This window comes from Actinomadura violacea (assembly GCF_017573465.1).
Classification (GTDB): domain Bacteria; phylum Actinomycetota; class Actinomycetes; order Streptosporangiales; family Streptosporangiaceae; genus Spirillospora; species Spirillospora violacea.
The window spans coordinates 291720-314025 of sequence record NZ_JAGEPF010000004.1; the positions used below are offsets into that span (position 1 = coordinate 291720).

Annotated in this window: 21 protein-coding genes; 13 read left to right on the forward strand and 8 right to left on the reverse strand. The window is 74.1% G+C overall.

Features of this window, described 5'->3' with window-relative positions; all coding sequences use genetic code 11:
* Positions 1-226: 226 nt before the first annotated feature.
* Positions 227-1744: an amino acid adenylation domain-containing protein gene (locus J4709_RS07110; protein WP_208238258.1), complete on the reverse strand. Its 1518-nt coding sequence runs from the start codon at positions 1742-1744 to the stop codon at positions 227-229.
* A 244-nt stretch (positions 1745-1988) separates the two neighbouring features.
* Between J4709_RS07110 and sbnA the strand changes: the two genes are divergently transcribed.
* Together sbnA and sbnB are read left to right on the forward strand one after the other, a co-directional pair.
* Positions 1989-2978 carry a 2,3-diaminopropionate biosynthesis protein SbnA gene (sbnA, locus tag J4709_RS07115; RefSeq protein ID WP_208238261.1) on the forward strand — a complete coding sequence of 330 codons (990 nt, stop codon included), beginning with the start codon at positions 1989-1991 and terminating at the stop codon, positions 2976-2978.
* Positions 2979-3015: 37 nt separating this feature from the next.
* On the forward strand, positions 3016-4041 hold the full coding sequence (gene sbnB / locus J4709_RS07120) for a 2,3-diaminopropionate biosynthesis protein SbnB (protein ID WP_208238263.1): 1026 nt from the start codon (positions 3016-3018) through the stop codon (positions 4039-4041).
* 46 nt (positions 4042-4087) lie between these two features.
* Here the strand turns inward: sbnB and J4709_RS07125 are convergent, their stop codons facing one another.
* Entirely contained in the window at positions 4088-4672 is a 585-nt protein-coding gene (locus J4709_RS07125) for a Uma2 family endonuclease (RefSeq protein ID WP_208238265.1), read from the reverse strand.
* A gap of 162 nt (positions 4673-4834) precedes the next feature.
* Here J4709_RS07125 and J4709_RS07130 point away from each other — a divergent pair, with 162 nt between their 5' ends.
* A complete protein-coding gene (locus J4709_RS07130; protein ID WP_208238267.1) occupies positions 4835-5077 on the forward strand; it encodes a hypothetical protein in 243 nt (80 codons plus the stop codon).
* Between the two features lie 113 nt (positions 5078-5190).
* Positions 5191-6282, forward strand: a complete 1092-nt coding sequence (locus J4709_RS07135) for an acyl-CoA dehydrogenase family protein (RefSeq protein WP_208238269.1) — start codon at positions 5191-5193, stop codon at positions 6280-6282.
* Here J4709_RS07135 and J4709_RS07140 read toward each other — a convergent pair.
* Entirely contained in the window at positions 6266-6676 is a 411-nt protein-coding gene (locus tag J4709_RS07140) for a DUF2000 domain-containing protein (RefSeq protein WP_208238271.1), read from the reverse strand. The genes J4709_RS07135 and J4709_RS07140 overlap by 17 nt on opposite strands.
* 75 nt (positions 6677-6751) lie before the next feature.
* Between J4709_RS07140 and J4709_RS07145 the strand changes: the two genes are divergently transcribed.
* The 3 genes from J4709_RS07145 (at position 6752) to J4709_RS07155 (ending at position 9476) form a co-directional block, all read left to right on the forward strand.
* A complete protein-coding gene (locus tag J4709_RS07145) occupies positions 6752-7558 on the forward strand; it encodes a helix-turn-helix transcriptional regulator (protein ID WP_307801054.1) in 807 nt (268 codons plus the stop codon).
* 15 nt (positions 7559-7573) lie between these two features.
* Positions 7574-8572, forward strand: a complete 999-nt coding sequence (locus J4709_RS07150; protein WP_232383089.1) for an ADP-ribosylglycohydrolase family protein — start codon at positions 7574-7576, stop codon at positions 8570-8572.
* A gap of 103 nt (positions 8573-8675) precedes the next feature.
* Positions 8676-9476: an alpha/beta fold hydrolase gene (locus tag J4709_RS07155; RefSeq protein WP_208238275.1), complete on the forward strand. Its 801-nt coding sequence runs from the start codon at positions 8676-8678 to the stop codon at positions 9474-9476.
* Here the strand turns inward: J4709_RS07155 and J4709_RS07160 are convergent.
* Positions 9473-9895: a TIGR03668 family PPOX class F420-dependent oxidoreductase gene (locus tag J4709_RS07160; protein WP_208238277.1), complete on the reverse strand. Its 423-nt coding sequence runs from the start codon at positions 9893-9895 to the stop codon at positions 9473-9475. The genes J4709_RS07155 and J4709_RS07160 overlap by 4 nt on opposite strands.
* 112 nt (positions 9896-10007) lie before the next feature.
* Between J4709_RS07160 and J4709_RS07165 the strand changes: the two genes are divergently transcribed.
* The gene (locus J4709_RS07165; RefSeq protein ID WP_208238279.1) at positions 10008-11057 is read left to right on the forward strand and encodes a hypothetical protein; all 1050 of its coding nucleotides are present in this window, start codon (positions 10008-10010) and stop codon (positions 11055-11057) included.
* Here J4709_RS07165 and J4709_RS07170 read toward each other — a convergent pair.
* Positions 11047-11850 carry an enoyl-CoA hydratase gene (locus J4709_RS07170; RefSeq protein ID WP_208238281.1) on the reverse strand — a complete coding sequence of 268 codons (804 nt, stop codon included), beginning with the start codon at positions 11848-11850 and terminating at the stop codon, positions 11047-11049. The genes J4709_RS07165 and J4709_RS07170 overlap by 11 nt on opposite strands.
* Positions 11851-11883: 33 nt before the next feature.
* Complete coding sequence (locus J4709_RS07175) at positions 11884-12528, reverse strand: class II aldolase/adducin family protein (RefSeq protein ID WP_208238283.1); 645 nt, start codon at positions 12526-12528, stop codon at positions 11884-11886.
* Positions 12529-12601: 73 nt separating this feature from the next.
* On the opposite strand from J4709_RS07175, the gene J4709_RS07180 reads away from it, so the two are divergent.
* The gene (locus tag J4709_RS07180; RefSeq protein ID WP_208238285.1) at positions 12602-13525 is read left to right on the forward strand and encodes a carbohydrate kinase family protein; all 924 of its coding nucleotides are present in this window, start codon (positions 12602-12604) and stop codon (positions 13523-13525) included.
* Positions 13526-13577: 52 nt separating this feature from the next.
* Here the strand turns inward: J4709_RS07180 and J4709_RS07185 are convergent, their stop codons facing one another.
* Positions 13578-15119, reverse strand: coding sequence for an AMP-binding protein (locus tag J4709_RS07185; protein ID WP_208238287.1), 1542 nt, complete (start codon positions 15117-15119; stop codon positions 13578-13580).
* Positions 15120-15194: 75 nt separating this feature from the next.
* A complete protein-coding gene (locus J4709_RS07190) occupies positions 15195-15833 on the reverse strand; it encodes an ACT domain-containing protein (RefSeq protein ID WP_173094972.1) in 639 nt (212 codons plus the stop codon).
* A gap of 190 nt (positions 15834-16023) precedes the next feature.
* Between J4709_RS07190 and grpE the strand changes: the two genes are divergently transcribed.
* The 4 genes from grpE to J4709_RS07210 are packed head-to-tail and all read left to right on the forward strand — an operon-like array spanning position 16024 to position 22306.
* Positions 16024-16806: a nucleotide exchange factor GrpE gene (gene grpE / locus J4709_RS07195; RefSeq protein WP_208238289.1), complete on the forward strand. Its 783-nt coding sequence runs from the start codon at positions 16024-16026 to the stop codon at positions 16804-16806.
* 7 nt (positions 16807-16813) lie between these two features.
* Positions 16814-18397 (forward strand): Hsp70 family protein, encoded by a 1584-nt coding sequence (locus J4709_RS07200; protein ID WP_208238291.1) that lies wholly within the window; start codon positions 16814-16816, stop codon positions 18395-18397.
* 16 nt (positions 18398-18413) lie between these two features.
* Complete coding sequence (locus J4709_RS07205; RefSeq protein ID WP_208238293.1) at positions 18414-21062, forward strand: SaeA-related protein; 2649 nt, start codon at positions 18414-18416, stop codon at positions 21060-21062.
* Positions 21062-22306, forward strand: coding sequence for a TRAFAC clade GTPase domain-containing protein (locus J4709_RS07210; RefSeq protein ID WP_208238295.1), 1245 nt, complete (start codon positions 21062-21064; stop codon positions 22304-22306). The genes J4709_RS07205 and J4709_RS07210 overlap by 1 nt, the downstream gene beginning before the upstream one ends.

The window sequence follows — 22306 nt, forward strand, 5'->3', positions numbered from 1 at the left end:
AGGAGTAGCGAGGCCACAGTTAACCAGCCCGTCACATGCCTCGCAATCCCCTCGAAAGTAGAACTTGGCCTCGCCAATTGCTCACGGGAGTGACAAAAGACCCGGTCACCGACGTGGCCCGTGACGGCCCGGACGCTCATCCGCTGACAAAGGTTGACGACCGAACACGGACAATGCGATTACGGAGCGTTAAATGATCTCCGGTCGGCGGGGTCCGCGGCCCGCCCTACCTGGCCGGGTACTCGTGCACCACGACCGCCACGGCGCGCACCCCGGGGTGGCGCTGCAGCACCGCCTCGATCTCGCCCAGCTCCATCCGCACGCCGGCGATCTTCACCTGCCGGTCGACCCGCCCCAGGTACTGCAGGGTGGGGCGGTCCTCGCCGCCCTCCCCCGCGGGCAGCAGCCGCACCGCGTCGCCCGTCCGGTAGAGCCGCCCGGTCGGCGACGCCGCCTCGAACGGGTCCCGGTGGAACGCCTCCCGGGTCCGCTCGTCATCGCCCAGGTAGCCGCGGCCGACGGCGACGCCGCCGACGAACAGCTCACCGGTCTCGCCGTCCTCGCACGCCGTCCACGTCCCGTCGTCGCCCTCCCGCAGGACGTAGAGGCTCGCGTTGACGACGGGGGTGCCGATCGGCAGCCGCAGCAGGTCGAGGTCCCCTGCGGTCACGGTGTGGTGGGTGACGTCGTCGGAGCATTCGGTGGGGCCGTAGGCGTTGAGCAGCCGGGCGTGCGGCATCGCCTCCAGCCAGCGTCGTGCCAGCTCGGCGGGCAGTTCCTCGCCGGTCGCGATCATCCAGCGCAGGCCGCCCAGGCTCCCGTCGGCGGCGCCCGGCAGGTCGTCCAGCAGGTGCCGGACCATGGTCGGGACCAGCTCGACGACGCTGATGCCCCGCTCGTCGACCGCGCGCGCGAACGCCGCCGGATCGTGCGCGACCTCGTCGCCGACCACGTCGACCCGCCCGCCGACCAGCAGCGGCGCCAGCATCTGCCAGATCGAGATGTCGAAGCCGAGCGGCGCGGTGAACGCGACCGCGTCGTCCCCGGTCAGCCCCAGGTCGACGATCTTCGCCCAGAGGTGGTTGACCATCCCCTGGTGCTCGACGACCGCGCCCTTCGGCCGGCCCGTGGACCCGGAGGTGAACAGCACGTACCGGGGACGGTCCAGGCCGTGCAGGCGCGGCGCGCCCGCCCACGGCTCCAGGTCCGCCGCGTCCGCGGCCCGCAGCACCCGGCACCCGGCCTGCGCGGCGCCCTCCAGCAGCGCCGGGGCGCTCCCGCCCTCGTCCACCGCCACCAGCACCGACGCGCCCGCCTGGTCCAGCACGTCGCGGACCCGCCCGGCCGGCCAGGTCTCGTCGGCCGGCACGTACAGCGCGCCGACCAGCTCGATCGCCAGGAACGCCGCCACCACCGCGGCGCAGCGCCCGCCGCCGACCCCGACGACCGTGCCGGGCTCGACGCCCGCCGCGTCCAGCAGCGCGGCCAGCCGGCGCGCCCGTGCCGCCAGCTCCGCGTAGCTCAGCGACCGCGGCCCGTCTGCCACCGCGGGCCGGTCCCGCTCCGCCGCGAACCGCTCCACCCGGACGATCAGCGGGTCGAACAGGTCGGCCTCCAGCTCGCGGACCATCCCGTGCCGCACCGCCAGCTCCCGCGCCCGGTCCGCCTCGCCGGCGGGCACGGCGAGGACGGGCAGCCCGTCCAGGGGCAGCAGCCGATCCACGGCCGGACCGCGAGCGCTCATCTTCACTCTCCGTGATGTCGTTCTTCTCCACCGTCATCGGCAAAAGAAGTGGAGGCCATAGCTTATGTCCGGCCCCGGCGCGCACCGCTCCGGATTCCGGAGATTGGACCCTACTCGCAGGTAATCGGGGGTTGCGACGGAACATGCCCGAAGGTACGGTGAGGCTCCGCCATGGTCTGGCGTGAGACCCGCGGCGACTTCGGGGGAAGATGAGGGAATTGCTTCTTCATTCAAAGGTGACAGCGTGCCGATAATCACCTCGCCGCAGGATTTCAATGTCGACGACCTTTACGTCGATCTACGCCGCGTCATCGACCGGCCGCTCTTCCTCAAATGCGAGGGATTCAATTTCGCCGGATCGGTGAAACTGAAGGCGGCGGCCGCGATGGTGGAGGCCGCGCAGCGCGAGGGCCTGCTCGCCCCGGGCTCGACGATCGTCGAGTCCTCGTCCGGCAACCTCGGCATCGCGCTCAGCCTGATCGCCGCCGACCGCGGCCTGCGGTTCGTCTGCGTCACCGACCCGCGCTGCAACCCCGCCTCGGTGCGGCTCATGCGCGCGCTCGGCGCGGAGGTCCGCGTCATCGCCGACAAGGACGCCAACGGCGGCTACCTCGGCGGCCGCATCAAGTACGTCCGGGAGCTGTGCGCGTCCGGCGGCGGGTACGTCTGGCTGAACCAGTACGCCAACCGCAACAACTGGCTCGCCCACTACCGCGGGACCGCGCCCGCGATCGACAAGCAGTTCCCCGACCTGGAGGTCCTCTTCGTCGGGGCCGGCACCACCGGCACCCTCATGGGCTGCGCCCGCTACTTCCGCGAGCACCGCCGGCCCGTCACGATCGTGGCGGTCGACGCGGTCGGCTCGGTCACCTTCGGCGGCATCCCCGAGCGCCGCATGGTGCCCGGCCTCGGCACCAGCGCCAGGCCCGCGCTCGTCGACGAGTCCCTCATCGACGACGTCGTGCACGTCGCCGAGCCCGACACGATCCGCACCGTGCACGCCCTCGCCGCGCGCGGGTTCCTGTTCGGCGGCTCGACCGGCACCGTCGTGTCCGGCGCGTCCCGCTGGCTGGACGCCAAGTACCCCGGCGAGCAGCCCGTCGCCGTCGCCATCGCGCCCGACCTCGGCGAACGCTACCTCGACTCGCTCTACGACGAGGGCTGGCTCGGCGAGCACTTCGGCGACGTGCTCGCCGGCCTCGATCTCCCGGCCGCCGGTATCGTCGGCGTCTGATCATCCCGAGCAGCGAGAAAAGGACACGGAGCTCCCCATGACGCAGGCCCCCACGTTCGCCGTGATCTCCGGCGCCCAGGTGCACGACGCCGTCGCCGGACGCGAGGAGGAGGTCATCGGCATGGTCGAGGCCGCCTACCGGCTGCACGGGGAGGGGCTGACCGTCAACCCCGACTCCTACTTCCTGCGCTTCCCGGACCGGCCCGCCGACCGGATCATCGCGCTGCCCGCCTCGGTCAAGGGCGGCGTCGGCGTGCACGGCATCAAGTGGATCTCCAGCTTCCCCGGCAACGTCGCGAACGGCGTCCCCCGCGCGTCCGCGGTGCTGATCCTCAACGACGCCGAGACCGGCTACCCGTTCGCGTGCCTGGAGAGCTCCATCATCTCCGCCGCGCGGACCGCCGCGTCGGCGTCCCTCGCCGCCGCGACCCTCGCCGACAAGCGCGGCGACCGGCCCCGCCGGGTCGGCTTCATCGGCGTCGGCCTCATCGCCCGGTACATCCACACCTACCTGGCGGGCAACGGCTTCGCGTTCGACGAGCTCGGCGTCCACGACCTGTCCCGCGAGCACGCCGAGGGCTTCAAGGGCTACCTGGAGCGGTCCGAGAAGGGCACCGTCACGATCCACGACTCGGCCGAGTCGCTGATCCGCTCGTCCGACCTGGTCGTCTTCGCGACCGTCGCCGGCGAGCCGCACGTCACCGACCCGGCCTGGTTCGCGCACAACCCGCTCGTCCTGCACGTGTCCCTGCGCGACCTCTCCCCCGAGATCATCCTGTCCGCCTACAACGTGGTGGACGACGTCGAGCACTGCATGAAGGCCAACACGTCCCCGCACCTGGCCGAGCAGAAGGTCGGGAACCGCGATTTCGTCGCCGGCACCCTCTACGACGTCCTCACCGGCGCCACCACCCCGCCCGCCGACAAGCCGGTCGTCTTCTCCCCGTTCGGCCTCGGCGTCCTCGACCTCGCGGTCGCCAAGTACGTCCACGACCAGGTCACCGCCGCCGGGAACCTGCACACGGTCCCCGGCTTCTTCCACGAGATGAAGCGCTACGGCTGACGCCTCGCCTCAGGTGGGACGCCCGCCCGCGCGGCGTCCCACCTGGTCACGCGAACTCGGCCGTGTCCAGCTCGATTCCGAACGGCTCCGGCAGCGAGATCGCCTTCCCGAACGGCACCCGGTCGCTGAACTCGTAGTCCTTGCCGTCAGGTCCGCTGAACAGGGTCACCCTCTGCTCCTGGCGGTCCACCAGCAGGTAGAGCGGGATACCTGCGCGTGCGTAGCCGTACCGCTTGGCCTCCCGGTCCAGCTCCGGCCGGGAGGACGTCACCTCGACCACCATCGCGACACCGTCCGGCTCGACGGGCATCCACGAAGGTGCGCCCCGCAGGAGGCCCAGATCAGCGGGGGCGAACGTGGCATCCGGGATCACGTGGCTCTTCGGATGCGGGCCACCGGACGGCACCACCAGGCCCTTGTGCCCGGAGAAGTCGAATTCGGTGGCACTGTGCCTCAGTACCTGGGCAACGATCTTCGAGATGCACAGCTCGTGGTCGCCTACGGGGGGTGGGGTCACGACGATCTCTCCGTCGACGAGTTCGGCTCGATATCCATCCGGGAGGTCGAGGGACAGGAAGTCGTTCAGGAGGATGTCCTCCTGAGTCCGGGGCTCATGAACCATCGTCGTCATGCCCTGCTCCTTTCCTCGCGAGCGAGTATATGAGCGGAGCGCCACCCTTCGCATACAGATCGTAGTCAACGGTGCGTTCGTCCTCAGCCTACGGTTCCCGTGCGCCGGCGTCCGCATACTCACCGGGCAAATAGATCGGCGGGGAGCGGGCACGTTCTCGTCATGGACGAGCGAGACGATCCGCGTGGGGACGTTCAGGAGCTGAGCGACTTCGAGCTGGGGGTGTACGAGACCGTGGCGGAGATCGACGTCGAGGGCCGCGCGGCGGACTTCGAGACGATCGAGGAGCTGATGGAGGCGCCCGAAGAGGATCTCTGGGCGGCGCTGGGCCATCTGGTGTCGGTCAACCACCTGCACTCCACCCCGAAGGGGTACGTCCTGGGCCCGCACGACTGGGACGCGTAGCCGCCGACCTGGGCGGGGGACGTCCCGGTGAGCGGGAGCGGGTGGACCCGGGCGGGTGCGGGACGGAAGTATGGTCCACTGCCGTACACGTGCCGGGTCAGGGAGGCCGCCGGATGGAGCTCGTCGTCACCGAGGAACAGCGGGAGCTGCGCGACGCGCTGCGGCGGTTCTTCGCCGACCGGTCGCCGTCCGCCGAGGTGCGGCGGCTGATGGAGACGGCCGAGGGCTACGACCCGAAGATGTGGGCGCAGATGGCCGAGCAGCTCGGGCTGCAGGGCCTCGCGGTGCCCGAGGAGCACGGCGGCGCGGGCTTCGGCGTGCGGGAGTTGGCCGTCGTGTTCGAGGAGATGGGGCGGGCGGTCGTGTGCGCGCCGTTCCTCGCGACGATCACGGCGGCGGCGGCGCTGCAGGCCGGGGACGGCGGGCACGACCTGCTGCCCGGCATCGCGGACGGCTCGACGATCGCGACGCTCGCCGTCGCGGAGGACGCCGGGAGCTGGGACGTCGGCGCCGTGGAGGCGCGGGTCGAGGGCGGTGTCCTGCGCGGCACCAAGAGCTTCGTGCTGGACGGGTGCCTCGCCGGGCTGCTCCTCGTGGCGGCCCGCGACGGCGACGAGGTCGGGCTGTACGCGGTGGACGCCGGCGCCGAAGGCGTGACCCGGACGTCCATGCCGACGCTCGACCAGACGCGCAAGCTGGCGCGGATCGGGTTCGACGGGGCCCCGGCACGCAAGGTCGGCGGCGCGGACGCGATCCGGCACGCCCTCGACGTCGCGGCGGTGGCGCTGGCGGCCGAGCAGCTCGGCGGCGCGCAGCGGACGCTGGACATGACGGTCGAGTACGCGAAGGTGCGGCACCAGTTCGGCCGGCCGATCGGGTCGTTCCAGGCGATCAAGCACCGGTGCGCGGACATGTTCGTGCTGGTGGAGTCGGCGCGGTCGGCGGTGCTGAACGCGTCGGCGGCCGCCGACGAGGCCCCGGAGGAGCTGCCGCACGCGGCGGCGCTGGCGAAGGCGTACTGCTCGGACGCGTTCTTCCACACCGCGGGCGAGGCGATCCAGCTGCACGGCGGCATCGGGTTCACCTGGGAGCACGACGCGCACCTGTACTTCAAGCGGGCGCAGGGGTCCCGGCAGCTGTTCGGGGCGCCGGACGCGCACCGCGAGCGCCTCGCCGCGCTCGCCGGCATCACGGGTGCAGCCTGAGCCCCTTCAGGGCCTTGTCCACGCCGTTCTTCGGGCCGTGGGCGGCGAACCCGACGAGCGGCATGTCCTCGGCGGTGACGGCGCGGACGGTGGCGCGGTTGGCCTCGTCGTGGCCGGTCTTGAACATGTCCTCGATGTAGACGGCGACGTCCATCCCGCGGGCGAGGGCCCGCGCGTGGGCGGCCCTGATGGCCTCGGCATCGGCCTCGTAGACGAGGACGGGCTGGCGGAACATCGCGAGGTAGGCGTTGCCGGAGGCGTCCTCGTAGGGGTCGCCGATGACGCCGGGCACTCCCCCGGCCACGGCGCTCGCCAGGAACGCGGTGACGTTGAGCCGCTGCCAGGCGGCCAGGTCGTCGCGGACCACGATGCCGATCTTGGTGTCGAAGCGCATGCCGTCCAGGCTGGCGGGACGGACGGGCGGCGGTCTTGAACGCTCGTGCGCCCAGAAGCAGGCCAGACTGGAACCGTGGACTGGAGCAGGTACTGGCGGTCGCCCGACCGCCCGCTGGAGGCGATGCACGCGCACTTCGAGCGGCACGCCTACCACCGGCACAGCCACGAGACGTACTCGTTCGGCGTGACCGAGGACGGCTATCAGGCGTTCAAGTGCCGGGGCGGCGCCCATACGAGCGCCGCCGGGATGGTCATCGCGTTCAACCCGGACGACCCGCACGACGGCCGTCCGGCGGACGCGCTGGGCTTCACCTACCGGATCGTGCACATCGGCCCGGAGCTGGTGGCGGGGGTGCTGGCCGACATCGGGGGGCGTCCGGCGGGGCTCCCGCTGTTCGAGGCGCCGGTGGTCGGCGATCCCGTCCTCGCCCGGAGCCTGCGGGCCCTGCACGGCGCGCTGCTCGGCGGGGCGCCCGCGCTGCGCCGGGACGAGCTGCTCACCGCGGCGGTCGGCGCGATGGTGAACCGGGCCGCGTCCGGGCGGCTGCGCGTCGGGCCGTCGTCCGGCGCCGCGGCGCGGGCCCGGCGCCGTCTGGAGGAGCGCTACCTGGACGACGTCGGGGCGGACGAGCTGGCCGAGGCGGCGGGGTGCAGCAGGTTCGCGCTGTACCGGGCGTTCCGGCGGGCGTACGGGATGGCGCCGAGCGACTACCAGCGGCAGTTGCGGCTGCGGGCGGCGCGGGTCCGGCTGGCGCGCGGCGAGCCGATCGGGGAGGTCGCGGCGGCGACGGGGTTCGCCGACCAGAGCCATCTGACGCGCTGGTTCGTCCGCTGCTACGCGATGACGCCGGGGAAGTATCGTGCCGCCTGCGGCGATTGAGGAAGAATGTCGCCCATGATGCGGGCGAGCGGTGCGATGTTCGGGCTGGCGTACGGGGACGCGCTGGGCGCGCCCACCGAGTTCCTCACCATGAAGCAGATCGGGCGGCGCTTCGGTGAGCACGGTCCGACGCAGCTGAACGGCGATCCGGCGCTCGTCACCGACGACACCCAGATGGCGATCGCGGTCGGGCTCGCCCTGCTGGACGCCCTGGCGAACCCGCCGTTCACCGCCGACCTGGTCGCGCCGATGTGGCGGCGGCGGTTCGTGGACTGGCTGAACAGCCCCGACAACAACCGCGCTCCGGGGCACACGTGCCTGCGGGCCTGCCGTGGCCTCGCGGCCGGTCGGCCGTGGGTGGAGGCGACCGTCGCGGGTTCCAAGGGCTGCGGTGCGAACATGCGCGTGGCGCCGGTCGGCCTCGCGCCGGGCCTGACGGACGAGACGCGCGCCGGTGCGTCGCAGCTGCAGGCGGCGATGACGCACGGGCATCCGACCGGCCTGGCGGCGAGCGAGCTGACGGCGTTCGCCGTCCGGTGGCTGGCCGACGGCATGGCGCCCGCGGACCTGCCCGCCGCGCTGCGCGACCGCTGCCACGGGCAGCGGACCGCCTACCACGAGCGGTGGCTCGGCACGCTGTGGCAGCAGCCCGGCATGGACGCGCCGGAGACGTTCATCGCGCGTGGCTGGGACGAGTGCCTGGACGTCCTCGACCGGCTGGACGCGGCGCTGGCCCGCGCCGACCGCGCGTCCGACCCGTGCGAGATCACCGGTGCCGGCTGGTGCGCGGAGGAGGCCCTCGCCACCGGGCTGCTGTGCTTCCTGCTGTTCCCGGACGAACCCGTCGAGGCGATCTGGCGCGGTGCGGCGAGCTCCGGCGACTCCGACTCGATCGCGTGCCTGGCGGGCGCGTTCGCGGGCGCGCACCTCGGCATGGACGCCTGGCCGGGCGAGTGGGCCGGGCGGATCGAGTACGCGGACGAGCTGGCCCGGATCGGGTCCGCCTGGGACTAGGCCGCCGGCGGCCTGAGCATCCCCCAGTGAAGAGGCTTGACGTCACGCGACCCGAAAGCTAATCTCCTTAGCCATAGGGCTACACGGAACAACGGAGCGCGTGATGAGCGACCAGACGCAGTACCTCGACCTTCCCGGCGGGCGCCTCGCCTACGACGACGAGGGCGACGGTCCGCTCATCGTGTGCCTGCCGTCCATGCTCGACCTGCGGTCGCAGTTCCGGTTCCTCAGGCCGCGGCTGCTCGAGGCCGGGTACCGGGTCGTCACCGTCGACCAGCGCGGGATGGGCGAGAGCAGCGCGGCCTGGCCCGAGTACGGCAGCACGCCGCTGGCGCACGACCTGATGGCGCTGCTGCGGCACCTCGACGCCGGGCCGGCCCTGGTCTACGGCTGCTCGAACGGGGCGGCGGCCGCCGTCTACGCCGCCGCCGAGGCGCCCGAGCTGGTCAAGGGCCTGGTGCTGGCGGCGCCGTTCGTCCGCAACGCACAGGCCGGCCTGGCCATGAAGCTGACGATGTCGCTCTTCCGCATCCCCGGCCTGGCGCTGCCGCTGTACATGTCGTACTACCCGAAGTGGGAGCCGAAGCGCCCCGCGGACTTCGACGAGCACGCGGCGCTGCTGAAGGCCAACTTCAAGGAGCCGGGACGCGGCAAGGTCATCGCGTCGTACATGGGCATGTCGCATGACGAGGCCGAGGCGCGGCTGGACAAGGTCACCGCCCCGGTCCTGGTCATCATGGGCACCGCCGACGTCGACTGGCCCGACCCGGCCGCCGAGGCGCGGTGGGTGGCCGGACGGCTCGACGGCGAGGTGGTCATGCTGGACGGCGCCGGGCACCACCCGCACGTGGAGTTCCCCGCCGAGATCACCGACGCCGTCCGCGCGTTCGACGCCGGCCTCTAAGGCGCGGCGGTCCAGCCCGTCCAGGCGTCGATGGTGATCGCGATGACCGGGCCCTCGGGCGGGCGGTCCCGGTACTGGGCATAGCGGGCGGCGAGGAGCCGGACGGGTTCGGCGCGGCGCGCGTCGTCCTCGACCACGGCGGCGTGGCCGTCGACGCGGACCCACCAGAGCCGGTCCCAGTCGTCCTCGTAGTGGTCGGCGAGCAGGGCGACGCGCGGGTTGGCGCGGACGTTCGCCAGCCGCCGCAGGTCGCGCGTGCTCTTCGGCTTGTGGTCGACGGCGGTGTAGACCGACCCGCGGTGCACGGCGAACGTGACGGGCACCAGGTGCGGGCGGCCGTCCTCCCCGACGGTCGCGAGCCGGGCGACGGGGACGCTCGCGAGCAGCCGGCGCGCGTCGTCCGGTGAGAGCTTGGGCACGGGGTGCAGCCTGTCACGGCGCGGCGGCGGTTCCCAGGCTCCCCCGCGCGGGCGAGGCGGATCACTCGCGGGCGGGAGGCCCGCGGGGGCGCCGCCCGGAAGGCTCGGACGCGTGGAAGCGATCTTCAGACGGTGGCCGGCGTGGGCCGGGTACGCGGGCGGTGCGTGGGCGGCGGGCGCCGCGGTGCTCGCCCTCTACTGGGGCGCCGGCGGGACGGCCGGGTATCCGCTGCGGGACGTGCGGGGCGCGCACGCGGCGGCGTGGCCGATCGGGGCGGTCCTGCTGGTCGGCGGGATCATGGCGGTGTCGAGCGTCCGCGAGACCGGGCGGCTCATGCCGCGCTCGTGGCCGCTCGCGGCGCTCTGGGCGGCCTGCGCGGTGGCGGGCGCAGGCACGTTCGGGATCGTCATGAGCGCGCTCCAGCTGCTGTTCACCGGGACGGTGGACGACTGGCCGGTGTTCGGCGTCGAGGCGTCCTGCGCGGTCGGTGCGGCCCTGCTCGCGGGGGCGGCCGTGGCGTTCCGGCGCCGGACCGAAGGGGCGTGCGCGCGCTGCGGCCGCGTGCACGCCGGGACGGGCGCCGCGAAGGCTCCGGCGCCGGTGACGGACGCGCCGCGCGGCGTCCGTCGGGCGGCGTGGGCGGGCGTGCTGGCGTTCGTGCCGTACATGGCGATGAAGACGACGTGGGCGTTCGGCGGGACGTTCGCGGGGATCCCGGGCGACGAGGTCGTCGCGGAGTTCCGCCGCGACGGCGCGTCCGGGCTCATCCTCACGCTGGAGAGGTACGGGCTGGACTTCACCACGCTGTCGGCGCTCGCCGGGATCTTCCTGCTGCTGGGGCTGACGCACCGGTGGGGGCAGGTGTTCCCGCGCTGGGCGCCGCCGCTCACCGGGCGCCGGGTGCCGCGCTGGCTGCCGCTCGTCCCCGCCTGGCTGGGGGCGGCGACGCTCGGTCCGTACGGGGTCGTCGGGACGTTCGCCTACCTGCTGCCGATCGCCGCCGGTCTGCGGGACCTCCCGCACGACGGGCTCATGGGCGGATGGTCCGGGTGGACGGTCGCGGCGTGCGGGATCGGCGCGTTCGGCGTCTACGGGATCGCGCTCGGCGCCGCCGCGCTGTCCTACCAGCGCCGCACCCGGCCGAGATGCGTCAGTCCTTGAAGTCCGGCGGGCGGTTCTGCTTGCGCGCCGCGATGGCCTCGTCGAAGTTCCGCGTGGTGAGCCGGACGTACAGCTGGCCGAGGCCCTCCTGGCCCATGTGCGCGTCGAGGCTCGACGCGTCCAGCCCGGACCACAGCGACCGCTTGGTCAGCTCGACGCCGGGACGGCTGAACCCGGCGATCCGCTCGGCGAGGTCGTAGGAGGCGTCGAGCAGCTTGTCGCCGGGGACGGTGCGGGAGACCAGGCCGATCCGCTCGGCCTCGGCGGCGTCCACGTCCCGGCCCGACAGCATGATCTCGAACGCGCGGGACGCGCCGATCGCGCGCGGCAGCAGGTAGGACAGGCCGAGTTCGCTGGCGGTCAGCCCGTTGTTGATGCCGGCGGCGCGGAACAGCGCGGTCTCCGACGCGAGCCGGATGTCGGCGGCCAGGCTCAGGCACAGTCCGCCGCCGATCGCCGGGCCGTTGATCGCCGCGATCACCGGCTGGTGGACGCGGCGCATCGCGCGGACGACGTCGTCCAGCAGCTCCATCGAGCGCAGCGCGATCGTCGACAGGGTCAGGCCGTCGATGCCGGGGGGCGCGCCGGCCGACTCCAGGTCGGCGCCGGAGCAGAAGCCGCGCCCGGCGCCGGTGACGACGACGGCGCGGGTGTCGTTGTCGCGGCTCACCTCTTCGAGGGCCTCGCGGAAGGGCACCATGACGTCGAACGCCATCGCGTTCATCCGCTCGGGCCGGTTGAGGGTGATGAGCGTGACGTGCGGGCGCGGCTTGTCGATCAGGACGAACGGCAACGTGACCTCCCGGTTGGCCTAGCAAGCGCTAGGTTACACAGGCGGGAACTCCGGCGGCGTGAGGCCCCGCTCGACCACCTTCGCCAGCTGCTCGTCGGTCAGGATCCGCGGCTCCCCGATCGTCTTCGCCCGCACGTAGACGCCGCACAGCCACTCCAGCAGCCGCGCGTTCTCGAACGCCTCGTCCAGGTCGCGGCCGATCGTGACGCCGCCGTGGTTGGCCATCAGCGCGGCCCGCTTGCCGCCCGCCATCGCGGCCCGGACGTTCTCCGCCAGCTCCGGCGTCCCGTAGGTGGCGTACTCGGCGACCTTCACCACGCCGCCCAGCAGAAGCGTGTTGTAGTGGATCGGCGGCAGCTCGGTCATCGTCGTCGCCACGACCGCGCCGTACGTCGAGTGCGTGTGGACGATCGCCGCCGCGGGCGTCTCCTCGTACAGCGCGAGATGCATCGGGGTCTCCGACGACGGCGCGCGGCCGCCCTCCACGAGCCGGGCGTCCAGGTTCACGACCGGGCAGTCCTGCGGCCGCATCCGGTCGAGCATCATCCCGCCCGGCGTCACCGCGACAAGGTCCCCCGACCGTACGCTGACGTTGCCCGACGCCCCGGTCACCAGGCCCGTCTCGGCCAGCCTGCGGCCCACCGCGCACAGCGCGCGCCGCTCGTCCTCCAACAGCATGCGAATCCCTCTCACGTTCTCGGCCCTGCCCGTCGTACGCTACGGCCCTGACGATCACGAAGGAGACCCCGGCATGGCAACTGTGGTCACGGTCGGAGCGCACATCCTGGACGTGCTCGCCCGCCCCGTCGCGGGCATCCCCGACGGCCAGGACACCGTGGTCGTCGACCAGATCAGGGCGACCGCCGCGGGCGCCGCCGCCGGGACCGCGGTCGCGCTCGCGCGGCTCGGCAACCGGGTCGTCTCGGTCGGCGCGGTCGGCGACGACGACCTCGGCGACCTGCTCGTCACGATCATGAACCGGAACGGGGTGGACGTCACCGGGCTCGTCCGCCGCACCGCCGAGCAGACCAGCGCCTCGATCCTGCCGATCCGCCCGGACGGCGGCCGGCCGAGCTTCCACGTCCCCGGCGCGAACCTCACCCTCACCGCGCACGCGGTCGAGCCCGGCCTGCTCACCGCCGCGAACGCCGTCCACCTCGGCGGCCCCGACGTCACGTTCGGGCTGAACGACCCGGACTTCTTCGCGGCGCTCGACGCGGCCCGCGCGTCCGGCACGATCGTCACCATGGACCTGCTGTCCAACATGCCCGACCTGGTCAAGGGCACCGGCTCGTTCCTCCCGCACGTCGACCACTTCCTGCCCAACGAGGAGCAGGCCGCCGCGATGACCGGCGAGGACGACCCGGAGAAGGCCGCCCGCGCCCTGCTCGCCGAGGGGCCCGCCTCGGTCGTCGTCACGCTCGGCGCCGAGGGCAGCCTCGTCGCGACCGCCGGCGGCGGCGTGCACCGGCTGCCCGCCCTGCCCGTCGAGGTCGTCGACACCACCGGCTGCGGCGACGCGTACTGCGCCGGGTTCATCACCGGCCTCGGCCAGGGCCGCGACGTCCTGGAGTCCGCGCGCTGGGGCACCGCCGCCGCCGCGACCGTCGCCCAGGGCCTCGGCTCCGACGCGAACCTCACCGACCTCGACGCCGTCCTCGCCCTCCTCCGTTGACTTGCGGCGTGTCGTCCTTAAAACCGCCGGCTTAAGGACGACACGCCGCAAGTCAACGGGCGGGCTGCCAGTAGGGGTCGCGGAGGAGGCGCTTGTAGAGCTTGCCGGTGGGGGTGCGGGGCATCGCGTCGACGAAGTCGACCGAGCGCGGCGCCTTGTAGCCGGCGAGCGACGCGCGGACGTGCCCGATCAGCTCGTCCGCGAGCGCGGTCGACGGCCCGGCGCCGTCGGCGAGCTCGACGGCGGCCTTCACCTGCTCGCCGAACTCCTCGTCCGGGACGCCGAACACCGCCACGTCGCGGACCGCCGGATGGGTGATCAGCACGCCCTCGATCTCCGCCGGGTAGATGTTCACGCCGCCGCTGATGATCATGTCGATGATCCGGTCGGCGAGGAACAGGTAGCCGTCCTCGTCCAGGTATCCGGCGTCGCCGGTGGTGAACAGGCCGTCGGCGCGGTGCACCGAGCGGGTCTTCTCCTCGTCGCCCCAGTACTCCACGTCGTCGCCGCTGGCGTAGCGGAACCAGATCTGGCCGCGCTCGCCCGGCGCCGCCGGCTCGCCGTCCTCGCGCAGGACGTGCACCTCGGTGGTGGGCAGCGGGCGGCCGACGCTGCCGGGCCGCTCCAGCCACTCGGGCGCGGTGATCACGCTGTTCACCGACGCCTCGGTGGACCCGTAGTACTCGTGCACGATCGGGCCGAACCACTCGATCATCCGGCGCTTGACGTCCGGGGAGCACGGCGCGGCACCGTGCCAGACGGCCTTCAGGGAGGCGCCGTCGAACGCCTTGCGGGTCGCCTCGTCCAGCCGCAGCAGCCGCACGAACTGGGTCGGCACCAGGTGCACGTTCGTGATCGCGTGCTCGTCGATGAGCCGCAGCGTCTCGGCGGCGTCGAAGCCGCGGCGCATCACCACCGAGCGGCCGCCGAGCAGGAAGACCTGCGACCACATCCACTGCGCCGAGTGGTAGACGGGCCCGACGAGCAGGGTGCGGCCGTTCTCGGGGATCTGCAGGACGCCCGCCATCAGGTCGCCGAGCAGCCGCGCGTTCTCGATCGGGCCGCCCGCCGCGGTGAGCTTGCGGGTGACGCCCTTCGGACGGCCCGTGGTGCCGGAGGTGTAGAACATCGGCAGCCCGGTGCACGGGTCGGCGATCTCCCCCTCGGCGCCCGTCGCGAGGAACTCCTCGTACGGGGTGAAGCCGTCGACGGGCTCGCCGAACGCGACGCGCGCGGTGAGGTCGAGGCCGGCGGACGCCTCGCGCGCGACGTCGCCGAACGCGTCCTCGGTGAACAGCACGCGGGCCTTCGCGTCTTGCAGGACGTAGCGCAGCTCGTCGGCGGTCCAGTGCCAGTTGACCAGGACGTAGCGCAGGCCGATGTGCCCGGCGGCGCACATCGCCTCGAAGAACTCGCGCCGGTTCCCCGAGTGGATCGCGACCACGTCGCCGGCGGCCAGCCCCAGCCCGCGCAATGCGTCCGTTAGCCGGTCGGTCCTGGCGTCGAGCTCGCGCCAGGTGGTGGTGCCGCGCTCGTCGGTCAGCGCGGGCTCGTCCGGGCGGGCGCTCGCGTGCGGGCGGAGCAGTTCGGCCATCGGTCGCCTCCTGGAACGGGACAAATCCTAGAATCCGACTCTAGAACTATCCGTGCCGGGAAGGCCAGAGCCCGATCACGACGTCCGGACGAGATCGGTGGCCAGCACCGCCTCCGCCGCGTTGACCAGCTGCTCCAGCCGCAGCACCTCCGTCCGGTGGAACGGCGGCGCCCCCTTGCGCGCCACGACCAGCGCGGCGCGCCCCGCCGACAGCGGGCAGACCGCGTACTCGGTGCCGTCCGTCCCGGTGAAGGCGCGCGGCCGCAGCGGCGGCAGCACCGGCAGCTCGGTGCCGGTCAGCCCGCCGACACTGGCGTGCACCAGCACCGCCGCGTCCCGCTCCCCCACCTCGGCGATGCCCGCCCAGTCGGCGCTGAGGATGCCCGGCACGGCGTCGGCCAGCGTCGCCGCGCCGCGCTCGGGCACCGCCGCGACCTGCCCGATCACGGCGGCGTCGGGGAATGCGCCCTGCGGCTCGACCGTCGGCCAGATGCCGACGATCTCCACGCCGGGCACCGAGCCGAGCCCGTCGCGCAGCCGCTCGGCGCCCGCCCCCGCGGGCCATGTGACGGTGAAGTCGTCCAGGGCCCGTCCGTTGTCGCGCTCCAGGACCGCCATCTGCGCGACGTCGGCGCCCGCGGCGCCCAGCGTGCGCGCCACCTGGCCCAGCGAGCCCGGGCGGTCGGGCAGCCGGACGCGGATCCGCAGCAACATCGCCACCTCCTTCTTCCGTGGTGCTCCTCGGCGCCTCCAGCCTCGGGGAGGCGCGTTTCCGACGTGTTACCCATCCGTGTCGACCCGAAGAAGTCGGTGCTGGAACGGCGGGGAGGGGTCAAACTAGAGTCCAATGAAGGTCAACAGCAGACCTATCGCCTCTGCCGCCTCATCATTAAGGTGACTGCACGTGTCGAGCGACGGGGATCGCACAGTCAACGACGGGGCCGACGCCGGCACCGCGGACGCCGCGCCGGCGGGCGCCGGGGACGGCCGCGCCGCGTTCGAGGCCGAGGTCAGGGACGCCCTGGCGGGGCTGACCGCGCGGCTGGACCGCGAGCGCGAGCGTGCCGCGCACCGGGAGGCGGTCATCGACCGGCTGCACGAGGAGAACCAGCGGCTGCGGCGCGGCGAGCTGCAGGCGATGCTCGAACCCGTCCGCGCGGCGCTGTACCGGCTGCACGACCAGGCCCGCCGCGAGGCCGGCCGGCTCGCCGGGCCGGACGCGGGCGAGCCCGCCGACCCCGTCCGCACCGCCGGGCTGTTCGCCGCCGTCGCCGACGACGTCGCCGACGCGCTGGCCCGGCTCGGGGTCGAGCGGTTCACCGCCGAGCCCGGCGAGCCGTACGACGCGTCCCGGCACCGGCCCGTCGCCGTCACCCCGGTCGCCGAGCCGGGCCGCGACGGCCTGGTGACCGGCGTCCAGGCGGACGGCTTCGAGCAGGGCGGCAAGGTGCTGCGCAAGGCGGCGGTCAGCGTCGGCCGGCTCGACCGGGCCGCGAACGGCACCGCGAACGGCGGCACGGGCAGCACCACGAGCAGCACGACGGACGCGAAGGAAGGCGCGCGCCTTGAGGGGAGGGCCGCGGACGCGGCCGCGAACGGCGCGCCCGCCGCCCGGGCCGGGACGGGCCGCCCGAGCGCGGCCGGACGCGGCGAGACGACGAACAACCGACTCGGCACCGATGGGTGAGAGGGACATGGCTGTCTACGGGATCGACCTGGGAACCACGTACTCCTGCATTGCCTCCATCGACGACGTGGGGCGGCCGGCGGTCCTGCGGAACCTGGAGGGCACCGACACCACGCCTTCGGTGGTGTACTTCGAGAGCGGCGAGAACGTCGTCGTCGGCGCGACCGCGAAGGACACCGCGGTGCTGGAGCCCGACAACGTCGTCAGCCTGATCAAGCGCGACATGGGCCGGGACGTGACCCGCCCGATCCACGGGATCGACTTCACCCCCGAGGAGCTGTCGGCGTTCATCCTGCTGAAGCTCGCGACGGACGCGCGGACGACGACGGGCGAGGAGACCCGCGACGTCGTCATCACCGTCCCGGCGTACTTCGGCGCGGCCGAGCGGGACGCGACCCGCAAGGCGGGCCGGATCGCGGGGCTGAACGTCATCGACATCGTGTCCGAGCCGATCGCCGCGGCGATCACCTACGGGGTGCTGAACCCCGACGCCGACCGGACGATCCTGGTGTACGACCTCGGCGGCGGCACGTTCGACACGACCGTCATCGCGCTGCGCGACGGGCACATCGAGGTGGTGTGCACCGACGGCGACCACGAGCTCGGCGGCGCCGACTGGGACGCGCGGCTGGTGGAGTACCTGGCGGAGCGGTTCCGCGCCGAGCACCCCGACGCGGGCGACCCGCTGGACGACAAGCAGACCGAGCAGCAGCTGCGCCGCGACGCCGAGGACGCCAAGAAGGCGCTCACCACCCGCACCGCGCACACCGTCCGGGTGATGCACGCCGGCCGCGTGTCGGCGATCGAGGTGACGCGGGAGAAGCTGGAGGAGCTGACCAAGGACCTCCTCGACCGCACCATCGAGATCACCGGGCGGACGCTGTCCACGGCCGCCGAGAAGGGCGTACACGACTACGACGACCTGGTGCTGGTCGGCGGGTCGACGAAGATGCCGGTGGTGATGGCGCGGCTGCAGACCGAGCTCGGGCTGTCGCCCCGGCTGCAGGACCCGGACCTCGCCGTCGCCAAGGGCGCCGCGCTGTACGCGTTCGAGGAGACCTACCGGCGGCTGGTGCGCGAGGGCGCCGCCGAGCGCGCCGAGGAGATGGCGAGCCGGGCCGGGCTGTCGGCCGAGCAGCAGAAGCAGATCGCCGGACGGCAGATCCGCACCGTCGCCTCGCACGCGTTCGGGATCGTGGTCGTCGACCGCGACTCCGGCGCCGAGCACGTCGCGCACCTGGTGCACGCCAACGACGCGCTGCCGGCCGCGTGCACCGAGGACTTCTTCACCGTCTACGACGACCAGACCTCCGCCGACGTGCGGGTGATGGAGCAGGCGGGCAGCGTCGAGTCCGCCGAGCTGATCGACAACACCGAGATCGCGACCGGCGAGATCCGGGTCCCGCCGGGCAAGAAGGCGGGCTGGCCGATCGGGGTGACGTTCGCGCTCGACTCCTCGGGGCTGCTGAACGTGACGGCGGTGGAGAAGGAGTCCGGCGAGCGGCTGGAGCTGAAGGTGGACGTCGGGGGGATGTCGGAGGAGGAGGTCGAGCGGTCCCGCAAGGCCCTCTCCCGGGTGCAGGTGAGCTGAGGGCCGGCGCGCCGCGGTGACGTTCGACGAGGAGTACCGGCGGGAGGTGCTGGAGCCGGCGCGGGCCGCGGGCGACCAGCCGCCCGAGGACCTGCGCGTCCGGTACGCGCTGGCCGACCCGCTGACCGGGCCGGGCGTCGAGGCGCGGGTGAAGCAGGTGCGGCAGTGCTGGCGGCGGGCCCGCGGCCAGCTGAAGTACCGCCGGCTGATCGACCGGCTGGAGGCCGAGCACCGGGAGCTGGCGCCGCTGTTCGCCGCCGCCGGGCGCGGCGACCTGCGGGCCCTGGAGCAGCGGCTCGCCGGCGGCCGGGAGCGCGGCGAGCGGCGCCGCGCGCAGGCCCGCGCCGGGCTGGCGGACGCGGCCGGGTTCCTGCGCATGGTGGCGCCCGCGGAGGTCGAGGCGATCGCCCGGACGGGCGGCGTCGCGCGCGCCGAGCTGGAGGCGCTGGCCGCCGCGGAGGGCGTGACGGTCCGGGAGCCGGACGCGCTGCCGTCCGCCGCGCCGTACCCCGCGTACCGGAAGGTCCGCGAGTCGCTCGGCGTGCTGGGCAAGCGGCACCTGCCGGACTTCCTGTTCGGGGCGCGGATCGCGGGCCCGATCCGGGTGCTGGACGGGTTCGCCGCGCCCGCGACGCCGGGAGCACCCGGCGCGTCGGCGCTGCGCGGCGGGGTCCTGAAGCTCGACGCCGACGCGGTCGCCGCGGCCGGGGACGAGTGGGCGCGGCGCAGCCGCGACACCAGCACCACCCATGCCGGGACGGTCCTCGCGGCGCTGCGGTCGGGCGCCGACCTCGCCGAGCTCGTCCGGTACGACATCGTGGACCGGCTGCGGGAGCGGTTCCGGCAGCGCGCGTCCGAGCGGGCGCTGCTGCGGTACGCGACCGAGGACCTCGGCGTCCACGCCGAGGACGCGCGGCGGCTGGTGTTCGCGGTGGTCCGGGAGACCGGGCTGGGCCCGGGCGGCGGCCTGGCCGGGCGGTTGCGCGCGCTGCTGGACGCGGGCGAGGTGTTCGCGGCGGCGGAGCTGGCGGACGCGTCCGGGGTCCCGGCGGCCGCTCAGGGCGATCCGGCGGAGGAGGAGGTGCTCGCCGCGGAGGCGCGGCACCGCCTCGACACGGCGCTGCGGCTGCGCGAGACCGCCGCGGCCGAGCCCGACCCGGACCGGGCGTGGCGGCTGCTCGCGGACGCGCTGCGGCTCGTCCGGGACCTGCCCGGCGCCCGCGACCACCAGCAGCGGCTGCCGCCGCGGCCCGTCCCTTCGCTGCGCGCGGACATCGACACGGGCGCCGTGCGGCTGTCCTGGGAGCCGTCGCCGTCGACCGGCGGCGAGATCGAGTACGCGCTGGTGCGGCGGGCCGGGCGCCCGCCGCGCGGCGCGGGCGACGGCGACGCGGTCGACGGGGAGCGCGACGAGCGGCCGCCGGTGAACGTCCCGCTGTACTACGGCGCGGTCGCGGTGCGCGGCGAGGCCGCCGCGCCGCCCGCCGTGGCGGGGCCGGTCGTCGTGCGGCCGGAGCCGGCCGAGGTCGAGCTGCTGTCCGGGGACGGGCAGGTCACCGGCCGGTGGCGGTGCCCGGCGGAGGCGGCGCGGGTCGTCGTCGTCCGGGACGGGACGCCGGTCGAGGCGGGCCGCGACGGGTTCCGCGAGCGGGTGCCGAACGGCCGCACGCACCACTACCTGGTCAGCGCCGTCTACCTGGACGAGGCGGGCCGGGAGGTCGCCACGCCGGGCGTGCGGGCGTCGGTGACGCCGAGCGCGCCGCCCGTGCCGGTCTACGAGCTGGCCGCCGAGCCCGACCCGGCCGACCCCGGCCTGCTGCGGGTGCGGTTCGCGCCGCCCGCGCACGGGACGGCGGAGCTGGTGCTGTCGGCGGGGCCGCCGCCGTGGCCGCGCAGCGCGCTCGTCCCGGTCGAGGAGGTGCGGCGGGAGACGCGGCGGCTCGCGGGGACGCCGGCGGCGGGCGGCCTCGCGGTGCGGCCCGGCGCGGGCGGCTGGCTGCTCGCGGTGACCGTCGCGGAGGGCACCGCCGCGATCGGCGCCTACCACCGGTACGTGAACCTGCCGCCGCCGCGCCGGCTCGTCGCCGAGCGGCGCGGCGACCACGTGCACGTCGGGTTCGACTGGCCGCCGGACGTCGCGGAGGTCGACCTGGTGTACCGCGTCGGCCGCGACCCGGCCCGCTCGCCCGGCCCGGACGGGGAGCGCCGCGAGACCGTCACCCGCGCCGCGTACGACACCCAGGGCGGCGTGCGGCTGCCCGTCCCCGAGGACGAGCCGGTCGCGCTGACGGTCGCGGCGGCCGGCACCGTCGGCGGGGCGCGGGTGACCGGCCCGCCGGTGACCGCCGAGGTCGAGGCGCGCACCGTCGTCCGCTACGACGTGGCGCGGTCGGGGCCGCCGTGGCGGCGGTCGCTGACGCTCCGGTTCACCTGCTCGCGACCGCTGCGGGTGGCGCGGCTGTCGCTGGTGCTGCGGCGCGGCCGGGTGATGCCGCACCGGGCCGGCGACGGCGAGACGCTCGGCACGTGGGAGCAGGTGCCGGTGCCGGGCGAGCTGTCGGTGGCCGTCCCGGACGCGTCCGCGCCGTACTGGCTGCGCTGCTTCGCCGATGATGATGTCATCGAACTCACCGATCCCCCGATCCGCCGACTCCAGGTCCCGTGATGACCAGACCCCTCGCCCGGCTGCCGGGCGCGTCCGCGCGGCTCTTCCCCCGGCAGGGCGTGACCTGCCCGTACTGCTTCGCGTCCGTCGCGCCGCAGCGGATCCTGTTCCGCTGCCGCGGGCAGGCGGGGCGGCGGCAGGGCTGCGCGCCCGTCCTCGACGAGCGGCTCGCCGCCTACACCGGGTCGACGGCGGGCGCGTCGCTGCCGCCGGTGTTCGCCGCGCCGGGCCGCAAGGGCCGCGCCGACTGCCCCGAGTGCGGCGTCCCGACGGGGAACCGGGCGTGCCCGGAGTGCCACAACCCGCTGCCGTCGGCGTACTGCGACTCCCCCGGCCGGATCGTCGCGCTGGTCGGCGCGAAGAACGCGGGCAAGAGCACCTACATCGCGGTGCTGCTGCACGAGCTGATGAACCGCGTCGGAACGGAGCTGGACGCCTCGCTCGTCGCGTGCGACGACCGGACCATCGAGCGCTACAAGCGCGACTTCGCGCGCCCGCTGCTGGAGGAGCGGCGGCTGCTGCCGACGACCGCGAGCGCCGCGACCGGGCCGCGCGAGCCGCTGGTCTACCTGCTGACGCGGACGCGCCGCGCCCGGTTCGCGCGGGCGCGCAACGACTCCCTCGCGCTGGTGCTGTTCGACACCGCCGGCGAGGACCTGCGCTCCCGCGAGGTCACCGACCTGCACCTGCGGTACCTGGAGGCGGCGGACGCGATCATCTTCCTCGTCGACCCGCTGGAGCTGGCGGGGGCGCGCGCGGGGGTGTCCGACACCGTCCCGGAGCCGCGCGGGTCCGCCGACGATCCGGACAGCGAGCCGCTGAACATCATCGCGCGGGTCACCGACGCGCTGCGGCAGCGGCACGGCACCCGTCCCGGCGAGCCGCTGCCGGTGCCGGCCGCGGTCGCCCTCACCAAGATCGACGCGCTGCGCCCCGACCTGCTGCGGCAGTCGGCGCTGCGCCGCTCCCGCACCGGCGCGGGAGTGCTCGACCTCGACGACCGGGACGCGGTGAACGAGCAGGTCAGGGCACTGCTGCACGATTGGCAGGCGGGGCAGCTCGACACCTACCTCGGCCAGCAGTACGCCGAGCACGCGCTGTTCGGGCTGTCGGCGCTCGGCGGCGTCCCCGAGGACGGCCGGGTCGGCGCGGGCGGCGTCCGCCCCCACCGCGCCGAGGACCCGCTGCTCTGGCTGCTGTACCGGTTCGGGATGCTCGACGGCGTCCGGCCTGGAGGTTCGTGA

What these genes read in the sequence shown, in the direction of transcription:
- J4709_RS07110 (WP_208238258.1), bottom strand. Translation starts at nt 1,744, where the DNA reads ATGAGCGCTCGCGGTCCGGCCGTGGATCGGCTGCTGCCCCTGGACGGG.
- sbnB (WP_208238263.1), top strand. Translation starts at nt 3,016, where the DNA reads ATGACGCAGGCCCCCACGTTCGCCGTGATCTCCGGCGCCCAGGTGCAC.
- J4709_RS07130 (WP_208238267.1), top strand. Translation starts at nt 4,835, where the DNA reads ATGGACGAGCGAGACGATCCGCGTGGGGACGTTCAGGAGCTGAGCGAC.
- J4709_RS07135 (WP_208238269.1), top strand. Translation starts at nt 5,191, where the DNA reads ATGGAGCTCGTCGTCACCGAGGAACAGCGGGAGCTGCGCGACGCGCTG.
- J4709_RS07140 (WP_208238271.1), bottom strand. Translation starts at nt 6,676, where the DNA reads ATGCGCTTCGACACCAAGATCGGCATCGTGGTCCGCGACGACCTGGCC.
- J4709_RS07125 (WP_208238265.1), bottom strand. Translation starts at nt 4,672, where the DNA reads ATGACGACGATGGTTCATGAGCCCCGGACTCAGGAGGACATCCTCCTG.
- J4709_RS07175 (WP_208238283.1), bottom strand. Translation starts at nt 12,528, where the DNA reads ATGCTGTTGGAGGACGAGCGGCGCGCGCTGTGCGCGGTGGGCCGCAGG.
- J4709_RS07150 (WP_232383089.1), top strand. Translation starts at nt 7,574, where the DNA reads ATGATGCGGGCGAGCGGTGCGATGTTCGGGCTGGCGTACGGGGACGCG.
- J4709_RS07185 (WP_208238287.1), bottom strand. Translation starts at nt 15,119, where the DNA reads ATGGCCGAACTGCTCCGCCCGCACGCGAGCGCCCGCCCGGACGAGCCC.
- J4709_RS07210 (WP_208238295.1), top strand. Translation starts at nt 21,062, where the DNA reads ATGACCAGACCCCTCGCCCGGCTGCCGGGCGCGTCCGCGCGGCTCTTC.
- J4709_RS07155 (WP_208238275.1), top strand. Translation starts at nt 8,676, where the DNA reads ATGAGCGACCAGACGCAGTACCTCGACCTTCCCGGCGGGCGCCTCGCC.
- J4709_RS07180 (WP_208238285.1), top strand. Translation starts at nt 12,602, where the DNA reads ATGGCAACTGTGGTCACGGTCGGAGCGCACATCCTGGACGTGCTCGCC.
- J4709_RS07200 (WP_208238291.1), top strand. Translation starts at nt 16,814, where the DNA reads ATGGCTGTCTACGGGATCGACCTGGGAACCACGTACTCCTGCATTGCC.
- J4709_RS07190 (WP_173094972.1), bottom strand. Translation starts at nt 15,833, where the DNA reads ATGTTGCTGCGGATCCGCGTCCGGCTGCCCGACCGCCCGGGCTCGCTG.